General features: G+C 75.1%; 15 protein-coding genes. 6 read left to right on the top strand and 9 right to left on the bottom strand.

All coding sequences use genetic code 11. The annotated features are described in order from the left end of the window. Nucleotides 1–72 precede the first annotated feature (72 nt). From ACFWJ4_RS38415 to ACFWJ4_RS38395, 5 genes are all read right to left on the bottom strand, one after another. Nucleotides 73–411 (bottom strand): hypothetical protein, encoded by a 339-nt coding sequence (locus ACFWJ4_RS38415; protein WP_380553229.1) that lies wholly within the window; start codon nucleotides 409–411, stop codon nucleotides 73–75. A 104-nt stretch (nucleotides 412–515) separates the two neighbouring features. Further along, nucleotides 516–680 (bottom strand): hypothetical protein, encoded by a 165-nt coding sequence (locus ACFWJ4_RS38410; RefSeq protein WP_359908824.1) that lies wholly within the window; start codon nucleotides 678–680, stop codon nucleotides 516–518. A 161-nt stretch (nucleotides 681–841) separates the two neighbouring features. Then, nucleotides 842–2,056 (bottom strand): cytochrome P450, encoded by a 1,215-nt coding sequence (locus ACFWJ4_RS38405; RefSeq protein WP_380553226.1) that lies wholly within the window; start codon nucleotides 2,054–2,056, stop codon nucleotides 842–844. A 116-nt stretch (nucleotides 2,057–2,172) separates the two neighbouring features. Then, nucleotides 2,173–2,388, bottom strand: a complete 216-nt coding sequence (locus ACFWJ4_RS38400) for a ferredoxin (protein WP_380553223.1) — start codon at nucleotides 2,386–2,388, stop codon at nucleotides 2,173–2,175. A 301-nt stretch (nucleotides 2,389–2,689) separates the two neighbouring features. Then, a complete protein-coding gene (locus tag ACFWJ4_RS38395) occupies nucleotides 2,690–4,234 on the bottom strand; it encodes an ATP-dependent DNA ligase (protein WP_380553220.1) in 1,545 nt (514 codons plus the stop codon). Nucleotides 4,235–4,456: 222 nt separating this feature from the next. Between ACFWJ4_RS38395 and ACFWJ4_RS38390 the strand changes: the two genes are divergently transcribed. From ACFWJ4_RS38390 to ACFWJ4_RS38380, 3 genes are all read left to right on the top strand, one after another. Next, nucleotides 4,457–4,936, top strand: coding sequence for a GNAT family N-acetyltransferase (locus tag ACFWJ4_RS38390; protein ID WP_380553217.1), 480 nt, complete (start codon nucleotides 4,457–4,459; stop codon nucleotides 4,934–4,936). Between the two features lie 115 nt (nucleotides 4,937–5,051). Continuing rightward, a complete protein-coding gene (locus tag ACFWJ4_RS38385; RefSeq protein WP_380553215.1) occupies nucleotides 5,052–6,044 on the top strand; it encodes a CAP domain-containing protein in 993 nt (330 codons plus the stop codon). A 173-nt stretch (nucleotides 6,045–6,217) separates the two neighbouring features. Beyond that, nucleotides 6,218–7,798 (top strand): sigma-70 family RNA polymerase sigma factor, encoded by a 1,581-nt coding sequence (locus ACFWJ4_RS38380; RefSeq protein WP_380553212.1) that lies wholly within the window; start codon nucleotides 6,218–6,220, stop codon nucleotides 7,796–7,798. A 57-nt stretch (nucleotides 7,799–7,855) separates the two neighbouring features. On the opposite strand, the gene ACFWJ4_RS38375 is transcribed toward ACFWJ4_RS38380, so the two are convergent. Together ACFWJ4_RS38375 and ACFWJ4_RS38370 are read right to left on the bottom strand one after the other, a co-directional pair. Next, nucleotides 7,856–8,092 (bottom strand): hypothetical protein, encoded by a 237-nt coding sequence (locus ACFWJ4_RS38375; RefSeq protein WP_380553209.1) that lies wholly within the window; start codon nucleotides 8,090–8,092, stop codon nucleotides 7,856–7,858. Between the two features lie 234 nt (nucleotides 8,093–8,326). Beyond that, complete coding sequence (locus ACFWJ4_RS38370; RefSeq protein ID WP_380553232.1) at nucleotides 8,327–9,871, bottom strand: M1 family metallopeptidase; 1,545 nt, start codon at nucleotides 9,869–9,871, stop codon at nucleotides 8,327–8,329. Nucleotides 9,872–10,250: 379 nt separating this feature from the next. Here ACFWJ4_RS38370 and ACFWJ4_RS38365 point away from each other — a divergent pair, with 379 nt between their 5' ends. Then, on the top strand, nucleotides 10,251–11,168 hold the full coding sequence (locus ACFWJ4_RS38365; RefSeq protein WP_380553206.1) for a carbohydrate kinase: 918 nt from the start codon (nucleotides 10,251–10,253) through the stop codon (nucleotides 11,166–11,168). A 21-nt stretch (nucleotides 11,169–11,189) separates the two neighbouring features. Here the strand turns inward: ACFWJ4_RS38365 and ACFWJ4_RS38360 are convergent, their stop codons facing one another. Continuing rightward, entirely contained in the window at nucleotides 11,190–11,720 is a 531-nt protein-coding gene (locus ACFWJ4_RS38360; protein WP_380553203.1) for a GNAT family N-acetyltransferase, read from the bottom strand. Nucleotides 11,721–11,956: 236 nt separating this feature from the next. Here ACFWJ4_RS38360 and ACFWJ4_RS38355 point away from each other — a divergent pair, with 236 nt between their 5' ends. After that, nucleotides 11,957–13,012: a polysaccharide deacetylase family protein gene (locus ACFWJ4_RS38355; protein ID WP_380553200.1), complete on the top strand. Its 1,056-nt coding sequence runs from the start codon at nucleotides 11,957–11,959 to the stop codon at nucleotides 13,010–13,012. A 25-nt stretch (nucleotides 13,013–13,037) separates the two neighbouring features. Here the strand turns inward: ACFWJ4_RS38355 and ACFWJ4_RS38350 are convergent, their stop codons facing one another. Then, nucleotides 13,038–13,469: a YchJ family protein gene (locus tag ACFWJ4_RS38350; protein ID WP_380553197.1), complete on the bottom strand. Its 432-nt coding sequence runs from the start codon at nucleotides 13,467–13,469 to the stop codon at nucleotides 13,038–13,040. A 376-nt stretch (nucleotides 13,470–13,845) separates the two neighbouring features. On the opposite strand from ACFWJ4_RS38350, the gene ACFWJ4_RS38345 reads away from it, so the two are divergent. Beyond that, a complete protein-coding gene (locus ACFWJ4_RS38345; protein WP_049657125.1) occupies nucleotides 13,846–14,175 on the top strand; it encodes a hypothetical protein in 330 nt (109 codons plus the stop codon). Nucleotides 14,176–14,236: the final 61 nt, after the last annotated feature.

The following is a 14,236-nucleotide window of genomic DNA, read 5'->3' as shown; positions in this document are numbered from 1 at the left end:
GCCCGGGACCGGTCCCGGGCGCGCCGTCGTCCTGCCGTCCCTCCTGGAGCTGCCGGGAGGAACGGCAGGTTCCTAGGGCTTCGGCGGGGCCGGGGCACCCGCGCCCCGGCCGGCCTTGACGCCGTTCACCATCGCCTGGTGGATCGCCCGCGCGGTGCTCTCGTCGTGTGCCGGCACCGGGCTGCCGGCGACCGTGTACCAGTCCAGCGCGCCGGTGTACTGGACGGTCAGCCTCGCCTCGCCGTCCACCCAGGTGGTGTGCACGGTGAGGTCGCCGGAGATGGGGCCGACCTCGGTGGTGGTCACCCCACCGGGGCCGCTGATGATCGATTGGGTGGTCCAGGTCGCCCACGACGTGCGCGGGTCCGCGGACGGCCGGGCCTGGCGGTTGCCTTGGTCGTGTTCGGTCATGCGCCTATCCTCCCCCGCGGGTGGCCCGCCGCCGGAGCAGCGACACCCGCGGTCGCGGCGACCGCCCGGTCCCACCGGGCGGTCGAGTCGGTACGGCGGACGATTCAGTCGGGTTGGCCGGGTTCGTCCAGCATGGGGGCGCCCTCCGCCCGGGAGGTGTCCTGCGCGTGCAGGTTCTGCATCGAGGGGATGCCCTCCTCGGGGTCCGCGGCGCGGACGTCCTCGTCGTCCTCGGTGCTCACCTTGGACCGGTCGCTCATGTCGGTCATCGCGGGCTCCGTCTCCTCGGCCGGTCCCGGCACGCCGGGTCGCGGGCGCGGCAGGACCGGAGGTGTCTCTTCGCCCCTCCAGCCTGCCTCCGCCCCGGCGCCGGGGCCAGCCGGGTGACCCGGCGGGCCTCCGCGGACCTCGCCCGGAGCTCACCCGGTCGTCACCAGGTGACGGGCAGTGACCGCATGCCGTAGATGAACGATTCGGTGCGGAACGCCAGCTCGTCGCGGGGGACGGTCAGCCGCAGCCCGGGCAGCCGCCGGAACAGCGTGGCCAGCGCGATCTGCAACTCGGCGCGGGCGAGCGGCTGGCCGAGGCACTGGTGCACGCCGAAGCCGAAGGCCAGGTGCCGCCGGGCGTCCCGGTCCAGGTCCAGCTCGTCGACCGGCAGCCGGTCGGCGCCGCCGAACACCTCCTCGTCCCGGTTGGCGGTGGAGAGCATCGCGATCACGCCCTCCCCGGCGCGGACCGTGGTGCCGCCCAGTTCCACGTCCTCCAGGGCCACCCGGGCCACCCCGGTGTGGACGATGGTGAGGTGGCGCAGCAGCTCCTCCACCGCGCCGGGCAGGGCGGCCGGGTCGGCCAGCCTGGCGATCTGCTCGGGCCGGTCCAGCAGCAGGGCGGTGGAGAGCGAGATCATGTTCGCGGTCGTCTCGTGCCCCGCGATCAGCAGCAGGATGCCGGTGCTGGCGACCTCGCGCGGGGTGAGGTCGTCCCGGACGGCGAGCCGGCTGATGATGTCGTCCCGCGGCTCCGCCCGCTTGCGGGTCGCCAGCCCCTCCAGGTACTCCAGCATCTCGTCCCGGGCCGCCAGGCGCTGCTCGCTCGTGCTGGCGTTGCTGAGCAGCGTCCGGCCGACGCCCTGGAAGAACTCGTGGTCCTCGTAGGGGACGCCGAGCAGCAGGCAGATCACCAGGGAGGGGACGGGCAGCGCGAAGTCGGCGACCAGGTCGGCCTCGGTGCGGCCATCGGTCATCGTGTCCAGCGCCTCGTCCACGATCCGCTGGATGTCCGGGCGCATCGCCTGGACCCGTTTGACCAGGAAGTCCCCGGTGACCATGCGGCGCAGCCGGGCGTGCTCGGGGTCGTCCAGGTTCAGGAAGCTCGGGGTAGCGGTGATCTGCTCCCGGTCGCCGGCGACCAGCAGTGGGAAGGAGGGGTGGCGTATGTCGGCGCTGAACCGGCGGTCGGACAGGATGGTGCGGACCTCGGCGTAGCCGGTGGCCAGCCAGCAGGAATCGCCGCCGGGCAGATCGCCGCGGGTCAGCGGGGCGCTCGCGGCGGCCTCGGTGTACGCGGGCGGCGGGCCGAACGGGCAGCCGGCGGAGTGCCGGGCCGGGAGCGGGACGGCGGGGACGGTGGGCGTGCTCGTCAAGGCGGGGTCTCCTTGCGTCGCGATGGTTCTCCGGTGGGGGTGGTGTGGTGATCGGACGTCCGTCAGGGGGCCGTCGCGGTGTCCGGAACGGCCCGGCCCGGTCTCGGCCTCCCGGCCTACTCGGCCTGTGCGGGCCCGTCCTCGACCACGGTGATCGCGCCGCCCGGGCACAGCTGGGCGGCCAGTCTGAGATCGTCGAACTGGTCGGGCCGGAACGAGGTCTGACGGAGCTTCACCAGGCTGTCGTGGTCGTCCTGGTCGAAGACCTCGGGAACGTTCGTGACGCACATCCCGGAGCTGCAGCAGCGGTCCCGGTCGACATTCACCCGCATGGTCGGGCACCTCTCGCCAGTGCGCCGCCGGCTGCCCGGCGGCCGCCTCTCGTTGTCATTGCCAACCTAACCGGCGCTGCTCCGTCCACGGAGGGCGCGGTGGCGGGATCACCGAGAATGGCCGATTCGGCTCCCGTCGGAGCCTCCGGTCGGTGACGCAGGTTTGAATTGACGCCGTGGTGACAAGTGCGTGCCCCGCAGCCACCGGCCCCTGAGCCGGCCCGGATCCGGCCCGGCACGCGGTCCTTCGGCGGTGGCTCACCGGCCCGTCGGCGACGGCTCACCGCCCTTCGCCAGCGGCTCACAGCCCCTCGGCGGCGGCGATCTCCCGTACGGTCGCGACGGTGTCGGCCTCGTCGGCGCTCTTGTCCGGCCGGTAGCGCACCACCCGGGCGAACCGCAGGGTGAGACCGGCCGGATAGCGGGAGCTGCGCTGCACCCCGTCGAAGGCGATCTCGACGACCAGTTCCGGTCGGACCCGCACCGTCCAGGCGTCCCGCCCGGTCTCCCGGGCCAGCAGTTCGGCGGTCTGCCGGGCGAGCGTCTCGTCGGTCAGGCCCTTGAAGGTCTTGCCGAGCATCACCCACGGGCCCAGCCCCGGTTCGCCCGCCGCCCGGGCGCCCAGGTGCAGGTTGCTGAGGAAGCCGCGCCGCCGCCCGCTGCCCCACTCGGCGGCCAGCACCACCAGGTCCAGGGTGTGCCGGGGCTTGACCTTGATCCAGCCCGCGCCGCGCCGCCCGGCCGCGTACGGGGCCGCCGGATCCTTCACCAGCACGCCCTCGTGGCCGAGCGCCAGCGTCTCCCGGAAGAAGGCCAGCGCCCGGTCGCGGTCCCCGGTCTCGACGCGGGCCGGCCGCAGGCCGTCCGGGACCGCCTCGGCCAGCGCCGCCCAGCGCTCCCGGCCGGGACGGTCCACCAGGTCCTCGCCGTCCCGGTGCAGCAGGTCGAAGAAGTAGGCGTCGAGCGGGACTTCGGCACGCAGCCGGTCCGGCTCCCGCCGGGAGGCGGTGCGTGCGGCGGTCTCCTGGAACGGGCGCGGCCGGCCGTCCGGGCCGAGCGCGATCGCCTCACCGTCCAGCACCGCCGATCGCAGCGGCAGCGCCAGCGCGGCCTCGGTCACCTCGGGGACGCGGGCGGTGATGTCCTCCAGGCCGCGGGTGAACACCGCGACCTCCCCGCCCTCCCGGTGCACCTGCACCCGGACGCCGTCCAGCTTCCACTCCACCGCGGCCGGGCCGGTGCGCTCCAGCGCGGTGGCCACGTCCGGCGCCGAGGCGGCCAGCATCGGCCGCACCGCCCGTCCCACCTCCAGCCGGAACGCCGCGAGCGCCGGCTGCCCACCGGTCAGCGCGGCTTGCGCCACCGCGCGGGCCGACCCCTGGAACATCAACGCCCGCCGCACCGCCGCCGCCGGCACCCCGGCCGCCCGCGCCACGGCGTCCCCCACCACCGCGTCCAGCGCCCCCTGCCGCAGGTCCCCGACCAGCACCGCCCGCAGGAACCCCTGCTCCACGGCGGTCGCCCGAGCGAACAGCCCGTGCAACAAGCGCCGCCGCTCCGCCTGGGCCCCCGTCCCGTGCACTCCCGCGATCAGCTCCAGCTCCCGCTCCACCTCCCGGACCCCGAGCGAGGCCTCCGCCGTCGGCTCCGGCAGCCCCCGCAGCGCCGCGGGCCCGATCCCGGTCCGCAGCCGCTGCGACTCCCCGGACAGCAGGGCGACCGCCGCCGCCCCCTCCACCGGCCCGAGGCCCCGCAGACAACCGGCCAACAACTCCGTCTTCGCCCGCCGTCCGGCCTCCGCCGCCACCTCCCGCGACACCGACGCCAGCCGCAGCAACCCCGCCACAGCACCACCTCCACCCCCCTCAGCATCCGCCCCGGCCGCCGGCCCCGCACCACGACCCCCGCCCCTCCCGCCGCCCCTTCCGCGCGGCACCGAGCGCCCGTCGCCGCAAGGCGCCGCGACGGCGCAGGGGGCGGGTGCTCTTGGCCGGGCCGGTGATCAGCGACGGGGCGACGGGGCGTCATGCTGAGGGCCCGCACCACCTTCCGAGTGATGGAGACCGAGATGAGCGACACCCCCACGACCCGCTGGAGCGTCGGCGCGCCCGAGGCCGGTGACTTCGAGGCCTGGCGCGAACTGTTCCGAGGGTACGGCGAGTTCTACCGGGTCCCGGTTCCGGAGGAGAAGGCCGAGCTGGTCTGGTCCTGGCTGATGGACCCGGGGCACGAGGTGGCGGGGCTCCTGGTGCGGGACGGCGACGGTAGGCCGGTCGGCCTCGCGCACTACCGGCCGTTCGCGCGACCTCTGCACGGGGCCGTCGGGTGCTTCCTGGACGATCTGTTCGTGGCGCCCGAGGCCCGGGGCGGCGGCGCGGTGGACGCGCTGTTGGGCCGGCTGCGGGAAATCGCGGCGGAACGCGGCTGGAACACCGTCCGATGGATCACCTCCGAGGACAATTACCGGGCCCGCGGAAAATACGACAAGGTCGCCGTACGGACCAGGTTCCTCACCTACGACATGGCCCCGGAGGCACCGGTCGGCTGAGGCCGCGGCCCGACCGCCGGACATTCGTTCGGAGTTTCTGTTATCGGCGCCCGGCCGGGAGGTCTCCCATGTGTCGACACCCGACCAGTCGACCCGGAACAGAAAGCGTGGCCACGTGAACAGCGACGACAGGACGACCATCCTCCCGGCGAGCGGAGGCGGCGCCGGCAGCGACAACGGGAGTGGAGCCGGCGGCCGCTCCGGCGGCCGGGCGGCACGGCGGGCTGCCGAGCGGCACACCGGGCGGGGCCGGCGGGCGCGTCGGCGCGGCGGGATCGTGCCGGTCACCGCGGTCGTCGCGGCCGTGGCCGGCACCGGGCTGTTCGCCGCGCTGGCCGGCGCGGGCTACGCGGCGTACGGCGGCAAGCAGACCGACCGGGACACGGCGGGCCAGTCGCTCTCCGCCGACATGCTGATCTCCGCGGAGCTGGGCACGCGCGAGGGCATCCAGGTGCCCGGCGCCGGCGGGACGAACCCGGACGTCCTTCCCCCGGCCACCCCCACCGCCACCGACCCGGCGGCCGTTCCGAGCACCTCGCTCACGCCGACCACGACCGCTCCGGCCTCCCCGGCGGCCGCGGCCACCGCCGCCCCGAACGCCGCGCCCACCCCCGCGGCCTCCGCGCCCAAGGCGGCCTCGAACGCCGCCCGGGCCGCGACCGGCGGCTTCCCGTTCCCGCCCAAGCGGCCCACCGCGGCCCCGCCGGTGGGCGGCGGTGCGGCTCCGTCGTACGCCCAGCAGGTCGTGGACCTGGTCAACGTCGAGCGCAGCAAGGCCGGCTGCGGGCCGGTCAGTGCGGAGCCCCGGCTGGCGAGCGCCGCCCAGGCGCACAGCAACGACATGGCCGACCGCAACTACTTCGATCACGCCAGCCCCGAGGGTTATCACGCCGACCACCGGATCGAGGCGGCAGGCTACAGCTGGAGCACCTGGGGCGAGAACATCGCCCGCGGCCAGAAGGCCCCGGCCGACGTGATGAACTCCTGGATGAACAGCCCCGGCCACCGGGCCAACATCCTCAACTGCTCGTTCAAGCAGCTCGGGGTGGGCGTGCGGACCGGCGTCAACGGTCCGTGGTGGACCCAGGTGTTCGCGTCCCCGGCATGAATCGGCCTGGCCCGGCCCGGTCCGGCCTGGCCCGGCCGGTCCGGGCTCCGGCTTGGGCCGAGTAGTCCGGACCGATTTTCCGATTCCGTGCACATTGTTGTTATCTGATCACTCCACACGGGTCTCCGAGGAGGCAGCGGCGGACGGATACACGGCAAGACGGAGTGCGGACCATGAACGCTGATGTGCAGAACAGGACCGGGACCACCCTGGTGCTAGCGGCGCAGGCCGGTGACCGGCAGGCCCAGGAGGCGCTGGTCGCCGCCTGGCTGCCGCTCGTCTACAACGTGGCCGGCCGCGCCCTCGGCGGCCACGCCGACGTGGACGACGTCGCGCAGGAGACCATGATCCGCGCCCTGGACGGCCTGGACGGGCTCCGCGACCCCGAGTCCTTCCGGTCCTGGCTGGTCGCCATCACCATGAACCAGGTGCGCCGCCGGCACGCCGCCGGCCAGCAGCAGCCGACCGTCGGCGGGCTGGACGAGACCTGGGAGGTCGCCGACCCCCGGGCCGACTTCACGGACCTCACCATCCTGCGCCTCGGCCTGTCCGGCCAGCGCCGCGAGGTGGCCGAGGCCACCCGCTGGCTGGACCCGGACGACCGGGAGCTGCTCGCCCTCTGGTGGCTGGAGGCCGCCGGCGAACTGACCCGTGCCGAACTCGCCGACGCCCTCGACCTGAGCCCGCAGCACACCGCCGTGCGCGTACAGCGGATGAAGAAGCAGCTCGAAGCGGGCCGCATCGTCGTCCGCGCGCTCTGCGCCTACCCCCGCTGCCCCGGACTGACCGAGCTCACCGCGGGCTTCGACGGCACCCCGAACTCGGTCTGGCGCAAGCGCATAGCCCGCCACATCCGCGACTGCGCCGACTGCGACGGCCTCGGCCGGGACCTCTTCCCGGCGGAGGGACTGCTGGCCGGCCTCGCCCTGGTGCCGATCCCGCTCGACTGGCCCGTGCTGCTGCACTTCCAGCACACCGCGGCCGCCGTCGTCTCCTCGGCGGCCGCCACCGGAACGGGAGCCTCCACCGGAGCGGGGGCCGGGGCCCACGCCGGTGCCGGGGCGCATGCGGGAGGGCACGGCGGTTGGGCCGGCACCGCGGCCCGCAAGGCCGTCCTGGCGAGCGGGGCGGCCGCGGCGGTCGCGGTGACCACCCTGGCCCTGGTCTGGCCGCAGGCCGAACCCCCGCAGCCGACGGCACCCGAGCCCACCGCTCCGGCCGCGGCACCGGACACCCCGACGGCCGCCGCCGCACCCGCTGCCGTCGTCCCCGAGCCGACCCCGCTGCCCGCGGAGAGCCCGACGGCGACGGCGACGCCCGCACCGACGCCCACCGCGACCCGCACCGCCGCCGCGACACCGCAGCCCAACCCGGAACGCCAGCTGGTGGACCTGGTCAACGTCGAACGCGCCAGGGCGGGTTGCGCCCCGCTGCGGATCGACCCCCGGCTGCACGGCACGGCCCAGAAGCACGCGGACGACATGGCCACCCGCGGCTTCTTCGACCACGTCAACCCGGAGGGCGTCCGCACCGAGGCCCGGATCACCGCCGCCGGCTACCGCTGGTCCCAGTGGGGCGAGAACCTCGACCGGGGCCCGACCACCCCGGCCGCCGTCTTCGCCCGCTGGATGGACGGCGGAATCCACCAGTCCAACATGCTCGACTGCGGATTCAAGGACATCGGCGTCGGCTTCGCCACCAGCTCCGCCGGCACCCCCTACTGGACCCAGGACCTCGGAGCCCCGATGTCCTGAACCGTGACCGTGACCGTGACCGTGACCGTGACCGGTGCGGTGGGCTCCGGCGCCGGACTACGCGGGAGTGGCCGCCACCAGGCCGTTCGCCGACCCGGTCACATAGCCGGTGGCCTCCCCGAGGACGCCGCCCGCGTCACCGACCTGCCCGGGCACCACGTCCGGAGCGCTGCTCAGCGGCCCGGGCAGTCCCTCCTGCCCGCCCACGGCACTGGCGTGCGCACTCGGCGCGGTGAGGGAGGCCACGACACCAACGGCGAGCGAGGCAACGGCGAGCATGCTGCGCTTCTTCATGGCCGGTCCAACGACGCTGCGCCGGAAGGGTTACGGCCCGGACCTGCCGCGGGCCCGCGGCGGGAGTGTCCGGAAAGGTTGGACGGCCCGCGAACCGACCGGGACTCTGCCGGGCGGCGGGCGGGCCGTGGGAACCACCATGGCCCCACCCGCCCCTGCCGGTCAGGGGCGCGTACGGTGCGACCGGACGCACGGCGGCGCGCCGGGCGTGCACCAGCAGCCCCAGCCGCGCCGTCAGAGCGTTCCGGAGCCCCGCGCCACCCCGGGCCCGCCCGCCCCTGCGGCCCCACGCTCCCAGGCCGAGGGCCCGGGAACCGCCACCCCCGCAGCGCCCGGCGCGGCCGGAACCGCCGGCACCGCCCCCGTCGGGCCGACCGGGCCCACCACCCAGTCCGGATGCCCCGGCATCGGCGGTGTCCGCAGCCCGTACAGCCAGTCGTGGAGGAAGCCGCGCAGGTCCTGCCCGGACACCGCGGAGGCCGTCCGCACGTAGTCCTCGGTGGTCGCGTTCCCGTAGCGGTGGGTGCCCAGGAAGGTGCGCTCGATCCGGTCGAAGGCCTCCGCCCCGACCTTCTCCCGCAGCGCGAACAGCACCAGCGCGCCGCCGGTGTACCGCTGGCTGTCGAAGAGGTCGGCGGCGGTGGGGGAGGCGACCGGCCCGGAGTCGTGCCGCCACTGGTCGCCCAGCCCGTAGACGTAGCGCATCCGGTCGACCAGCGTGGTGTGGCCCCAGGCGTCCGGCCACCCGCGCTCGTAGCGGTACATCAGCCCGTAGAAGTCGGCGTGGCCCTCGTTGAGCCAGAGGTCGGACCACCGGGCGGGGGAGACGCTGTTGCCGAACCAGGAGTGGACCAGCTCGTGCATCATGTGCGAGCCGATCGCCGGCTCCGCCTGCCGCAGGAAGTTCGGCTTGTACAGGGTGAGCGTCTGGGTCTCCAGGCCGGTGAAGGCGAACGCGGCCGGGTCGTCCGTGTTGACCGGCAGGATCCCGTACACCTCGAACGGGAACCGCCCCAGGTGGGCTTCCGCCCACACGAGCTGACCGGGGGTGAGGGCGAGCGCGGGCTCCAGCTCGGCGGTGCGGGCGGTCGGCACGACGTCGCGCAGGGGCAGGCCGTGCGGGCCGGTGCGCTCACGCACGGTGTAGTCGCCGACCGAGACCTGGACCAGCTCGGTGGCCATCGGCTCGCGGGAGACGTACCGGCGGGTGGTGCGGCCGTCGCCCAGCCGCTCGGTGGCCGTCAACTCGCCGTTGGCCACGCCGAGGAGAGCGTCCGGCGCGGTCACCGCGATGGTGAACCGGGCCTTGTCGCCCGGGTGGTCGTTGCACGGGAAGACGGTGTGCGCGCTGTTGGGCTGGCCGGCCACCGCGAAGCCGTCCGGGGTGGGGACCCAGCCGGTGTGCGGCAGCGCGGCACGGGGATCGGCGCTGTACTCGACGGTGAGCCGGGTGACGGCGCCCGGCAGGAACGGCCCGGCCGGGGTGACCGTCAGCTTCTCGTCGTGGGCCGCGAAGTCCGCCGGTCGTCCGTCGACCCGGACGCTGCGCACGGTCAGCCCGAGCGCGTCCAGCTCCAGCCGGGCGAGGGCGCGGTCCGGCCGTACGGTGATCACGGCCGTGCCGTCCACCGTCCTGGTCCCGGCCCGGTAGTCGAAGGCCAGGTCGTACCGGAGCGCCCGGTACCCGGTGTTCCCGAGCGAGGGGAAGACCGGATCGCCCAGCCCGTCGGCGGCGCCGGCCGTCGGCACGCTCGCGGAGAGCACGACCGCGCTGAGCACGAGCGAGGGGAGGAGACCGGCGCGGGGCCTGAACAAGAGTGATCACCGCACTTCACGAGCGGGAGCGGGGGAGAGGGCGGGAGCCGCCGGAACGGGGGAGCCCGGCCACGGATGCTAGTTCACTGCCGCAGGGGACCGGGCGCGATCGGTGCGCTTCGACGACACACCGTGGTCCCCCGGACGGCCCAGGGTGATGGCGCGGCCGCCGCACGCGGTCTACCGTGAGGAGTGCATCGTCCCCTGACGGACGATCCACGGCCGTCGGAAAACCTGGCCAGGTCCGGCGGCCGTACTCTCTTGCCCCGGCACCGCGTGCCCGGCCGCACCCCGTAGGCTGGCGGTTCTGACGACGCCCGCGTACCGGATGCCAGGAGCCGCCGTGACCAGCCCAGCTTCACCCGTTCTGGTGATCGGCGAGTGCGTGGCCGACATCGTCCGATCGGGTGCGGAGCCGGAGCGGGTGCACCCCGGCGGCAGCCCCGCGAACGTCGCCTACGGCCTGGCCCGGCTGGGCCGCCCGACCGTGCTGCTCACCGAACTGGGGCCGGACGCCAACGGCCGGCTGATCCGGCGGCACCTGGAGTCGGCGGGTGTGCGGGTGCGGGCGGCCGAGGTCGCCCGGACGCCCTCGGCGGTGGTGGAGCTGGACGGGCAGGGGCGGGCCCGCTACACCTTCGACATCCGCTGGACGCTCCCGCCGACCGAACTCGCCGAGCCGCCCGCCGCGATCCACCTCGGCTCGATCGCGGCCGTCACCGAGCCCGGCGCGGGCTCGGTGCTGGCGCTGGTCGAGCGCTGGCGCGGGCGGGCGCGGATCAGCTACGACCCGAACGTGCGCCCGGCGCTGATGGGCGACCGGGCCGAGTCCGTCCGCCGGGTCGAGCGCTGGGTGGCGCTGAGCGACCTGGTCAAGGCCAGCGACGAGGACCTCGCCTGGCTCTACCCGGGCGAGCGGCCCGAGGCGGTGGCCGAGCGCTGGCTGGCCCTCGGTCCGGCCGTGGTCGCGGTCACCCTCGGGGCCGAGGGCGCGTTCGCCCGGACCGCCGAGGGTGGACACGCCGAGGCCGCGGCCCTCCCGGTGCCGGTGGCCGACACCGTGGGTGCCGGCGACTCCTTCATGGCCGCCTTCCTGCACGCCCGCACGGCCGGCGCCGAACTCGCGGTCTGCCTCACCCACGGGGTGACGGCGGCCGCGCTGACCGTCGCCCGCCCGGGCGCCAACCCGCCCTCGGCGGCCGAACTCGCGGCCGCCCTGACGGACGGGCCGGCGTCCCACGCCCCGGCGAGTGCCGGGTAGCCGGGCCCAACCCCAACCCGCCTACCGCGCAAGGGCGGTGAGGTCCTTCCCGTACCAGATCTCGGCGTACGGACCGCTGCTGTAGGCGGGGATCTCCCGGTACCCGTTCCTCAGGTAGAGCGCGCGGGCCTCGGCCAGGTCGAGGCGGGTGTCGAGGACGATCCGGTCCGCGCCCAGGGAGCGGGCGGCCCGGTCGACGGCGGCCAGCAGTTCGGCGCCGCCGCCGGTGCCGCGCAGGCCGGGGCGGACGAAGACGCGGGTGAGTTCGGCGGTGGTGGCGTCGAGCCGCCGCAGGCCGGCGCAGGAGTGGGCGACGCCGTCGTGACGGCCGATCAGGAAGAGGCCGTCCGGGGCGGCGAGGTCGTCGCTGGGGGAGCCGGCCAGGCCGGACTCCAGCTCCTCGGGGGTGCCCTCCCGGTCGAAGTGCAGTCGGTAGTAGCGGTTGGCCACGTCGTAGTAGTACTCGCGCAGCAGGCCCAGGGCCTCGGGGGCGGTCACGTCGGCGGTGGCGACGGTCCAGGGGCCGGAGCTGCGGGGCGCGGTGTTGGTCATGGGCGCATGATCCACTTCATGGCGCCGCCCCCGCAATCGGTTTTCCCGGCGGCCCGGCCCGACCGCCCCGCTCCACCCCGACCGCCCTGCTCCACCCCGACCGCCCTGCTCCACCCCAGCCGTCCGTCCGGTCGGCCGCCGCCAGGGCAAAGGAACGGCAAGGCTCCGGTGCGTCGTTGCCCCGCGCGGGTGACGTGGGGATTGGCGGTGGTGCGCGGCGGGGGAGCAGTGCAGCTATGAACAGACCATCAGGTTGTCGTATTAGTGGGGGTCTGAGGGGGAATCAGCAGCGCCGGAGCGGCGTACGGACCGGCCTGCTGGCCACCGTCTGCCTCTCCGCCGTCCTCGCCGGCTGCGCCGGTCCGGCCGCTCCTGCCCGACCGAAGCCCGCCCCGGCCGCCGACGCGAACGCGGCGCCCGCCGCCGAAGCCGCCGCGGCTCCGGGAGGTGCCGAAGCGGCACAGGCCGCCGAGGGCCCCGCCCGCGCGGGCGCCCCGCCCGCGGAGCGGCCGCAGCTGCCCGGCCTGGCCCGCAAGGAGGAGCAGAGCGGCGGCGAGGCCACGGCCCGTCAGGAGGTGGCCGCCCGCGCCGCGGTGGAGACCGCGCAGCGCTGGGGCCTGGAACGCCCGCCCCTGAAGGCCCCGCCGCGCCCGGCGACCAGGCCCGCGCTCACCCCGGGGCAGGGCGTCAAGCTCGCGGAGGGCCGCCCGCCCGTCGTCTACGGGGTCCCGACCGACGACAAGGTGGTCTTCCTGACCGTCGACGACGGCGCCGAGAAGGACCCCGAGTTCTCCCGGATGGCCGAGGAGTTGGGCATCCCGCTCAGCACGTACGTCTCCGACTACCTCGCCCGCGAGAACTACGGCTACTTCCGGGACCTGCACGCCCAGGGCGTGGAGATCAACAACCACACGATCAACCACCGCAACCTCAAGGTGCTGGACTACGAGACCCAGCGCCAGGAGATCTGCAACCAGCAGGACCAGCTGGAGCAGCAGATCGGTGTCCGTCCCCGGCTGTTCCGTCCGCCGTACGGCGAGTACAACGACGACACCCTGCGGGCTGCGGCCTCCTGCGGGGTGGAGGCGGTGCCGTTGTGGAACGAGGAGGCTTTCCCGGACCACATGGAATGGCGCTACGACGATCAGCAGCTGCATCCGGGCGACATCATCCTGACCCACTTCCGGGGTACCGACATCTGGAAGGCCTCCATGCCGGACCTGCTGCGCAAGGTCGTCAACGACGTCACCGCGCAGGGCTTCGCCCTGGCCCGGCTGGACGACTACCTGTAGCACCTGTCGGCCGGGGCCGGGCGGCTCAGCCGAGCGAGAGGGCGTCGAGGTACACCCAGGCGCCCTCGTGCCGCACGAAGCGGCTGTTCTCGGTGAGCACGCCCTCCTCGCCGCCCTCGGTCCAGTGGGCCCGGAAGGCGACCGTGCCCTGTGCGTGGAACGCGCCGCCCTCGGTGGTGGCGACCACCTCCAGCGCGGTCCAGCGCAGCCCCGGGTCGAAGTCGACCTCCACGGGCCGGGTGTCCGGGTGCCAGGTGCGCAGCAGGTACGCCTCGTCCTGCGCGGCGAAGGCGCTGAACCGGGAGCGCATCAGGGACTCGGCCGTGGTGGCCGTCGACTGGCCCCGGTGCAGCCGGCCGCAGCAGTCGCCGTAGCCGGCGGAGAGGCCGCACGGGCAGGGGGAGGAGGGCAGCAGCCGCGGCGCTGCGGCGCGGGGAGCGGAACGACGTCGGGACATGCCGTCCATTGTCCCCCACGCGTCGGACGGCTCCCCGGCCGCCCCGCGCACGGCGGGAACGGGCCCGCCCCCGGGCGCACCGGGGGCGGGCCCGTCCGTGTCACCCGGAGGTCCGTCCCCGCGGACCCGGCCGGCCCTTCGTCGCGGGCTCCACCGTCCGGCAAGAATCGCGCGGGTTGTGGCGAGCCGCCCGCCACCTGCCGTTCGTCGCTGATAGTAGTTGCCTGGTCGCGGAGCGATCCCGTCAGGAGCCCGTCCCCCGCAGGCTTCTCCGGCGGGCCGCCTTACAACGTACGGAGCGGTCATGGGTGGCAGACAGCGTCCGCCGAGAGCACGGACCCCTCGCCGGGGCAGGCCCGCCGGCGCCAGCCCCCGGGTGAACTCCCGGGCGGAGTTCGCCCGCATCGAGGGATTCCTGGCCTGGGAGGCGGAGGTCGCGGCGGCCGAGCGGGACGCCCGCGCGTTCGCCGCGCAGTTCCCGTGGCTGCCGGCGGCGGAGCGGGAGAGCCTCGAACAGGCCTACGCCGCCGATCGGTTGCGCTATGCCGAGGAGGTCGTCGACCGCGCGGTCGAGCGCTGCCGCCGGCTGGCCGCCCGGTACCGCGTCGAGTGCCGCCGGATCTGCGCCCGCTGGGCGGCGCTCTGCCTCTCCGTCACCGTGACGGCGGCGCTGTTCGCCGTCGTCCCGGCCGTTCTGCGCGGCTGAGCGGTCCGGGCCCGCCGCTGTCGGCGGGCCCGGGCGCGACGAGGGCCCGCCGCACCGTTGC

It is taken from the genome of Kitasatospora sp. NPDC127067 (assembly GCF_042724755.1).
Lineage (GTDB): Bacteria > Actinomycetota > Actinomycetes > Streptomycetales > Streptomycetaceae > Kitasatospora > Kitasatospora lactacystinica.
Note: the sequence above shows the minus strand (reverse complement) of the source record. Positions and strands in the feature narration are given on the sequence as shown.

What these genes read in the sequence shown, in the direction of transcription:
- ACFWJ4_RS38355 (WP_380553200.1), top strand. Translation starts at nt 11,957, where the DNA reads ATGAACAGACCATCAGGTTGTCGTATTAGTGGGGGTCTGAGGGGGAAT.
- ACFWJ4_RS38350 (WP_380553197.1), bottom strand. Translation starts at nt 13,469, where the DNA reads ATGTCCCGACGTCGTTCCGCTCCCCGCGCCGCAGCGCCGCGGCTGCTG.
- ACFWJ4_RS38410 (WP_359908824.1), bottom strand. Translation starts at nt 680, where the DNA reads ATGACCGACATGAGCGACCGGTCCAAGGTGAGCACCGAGGACGACGAG.
- ACFWJ4_RS38380 (WP_380553212.1), top strand. Translation starts at nt 6,218, where the DNA reads ATGAACGCTGATGTGCAGAACAGGACCGGGACCACCCTGGTGCTAGCG.
- ACFWJ4_RS38360 (WP_380553203.1), bottom strand. Translation starts at nt 11,720, where the DNA reads ATGACCAACACCGCGCCCCGCAGCTCCGGCCCCTGGACCGTCGCCACC.
- ACFWJ4_RS38390 (WP_380553217.1), top strand. Translation starts at nt 4,457, where the DNA reads ATGAGCGACACCCCCACGACCCGCTGGAGCGTCGGCGCGCCCGAGGCC.
- ACFWJ4_RS38415 (WP_380553229.1), bottom strand. Translation starts at nt 411, where the DNA reads ATGACCGAACACGACCAAGGCAACCGCCAGGCCCGGCCGTCCGCGGAC.
- ACFWJ4_RS38400 (WP_380553223.1), bottom strand. Translation starts at nt 2,388, where the DNA reads ATGCGGGTGAATGTCGACCGGGACCGCTGCTGCAGCTCCGGGATGTGC.
- ACFWJ4_RS38375 (WP_380553209.1), bottom strand. Translation starts at nt 8,092, where the DNA reads ATGAAGAAGCGCAGCATGCTCGCCGTTGCCTCGCTCGCCGTTGGTGTC.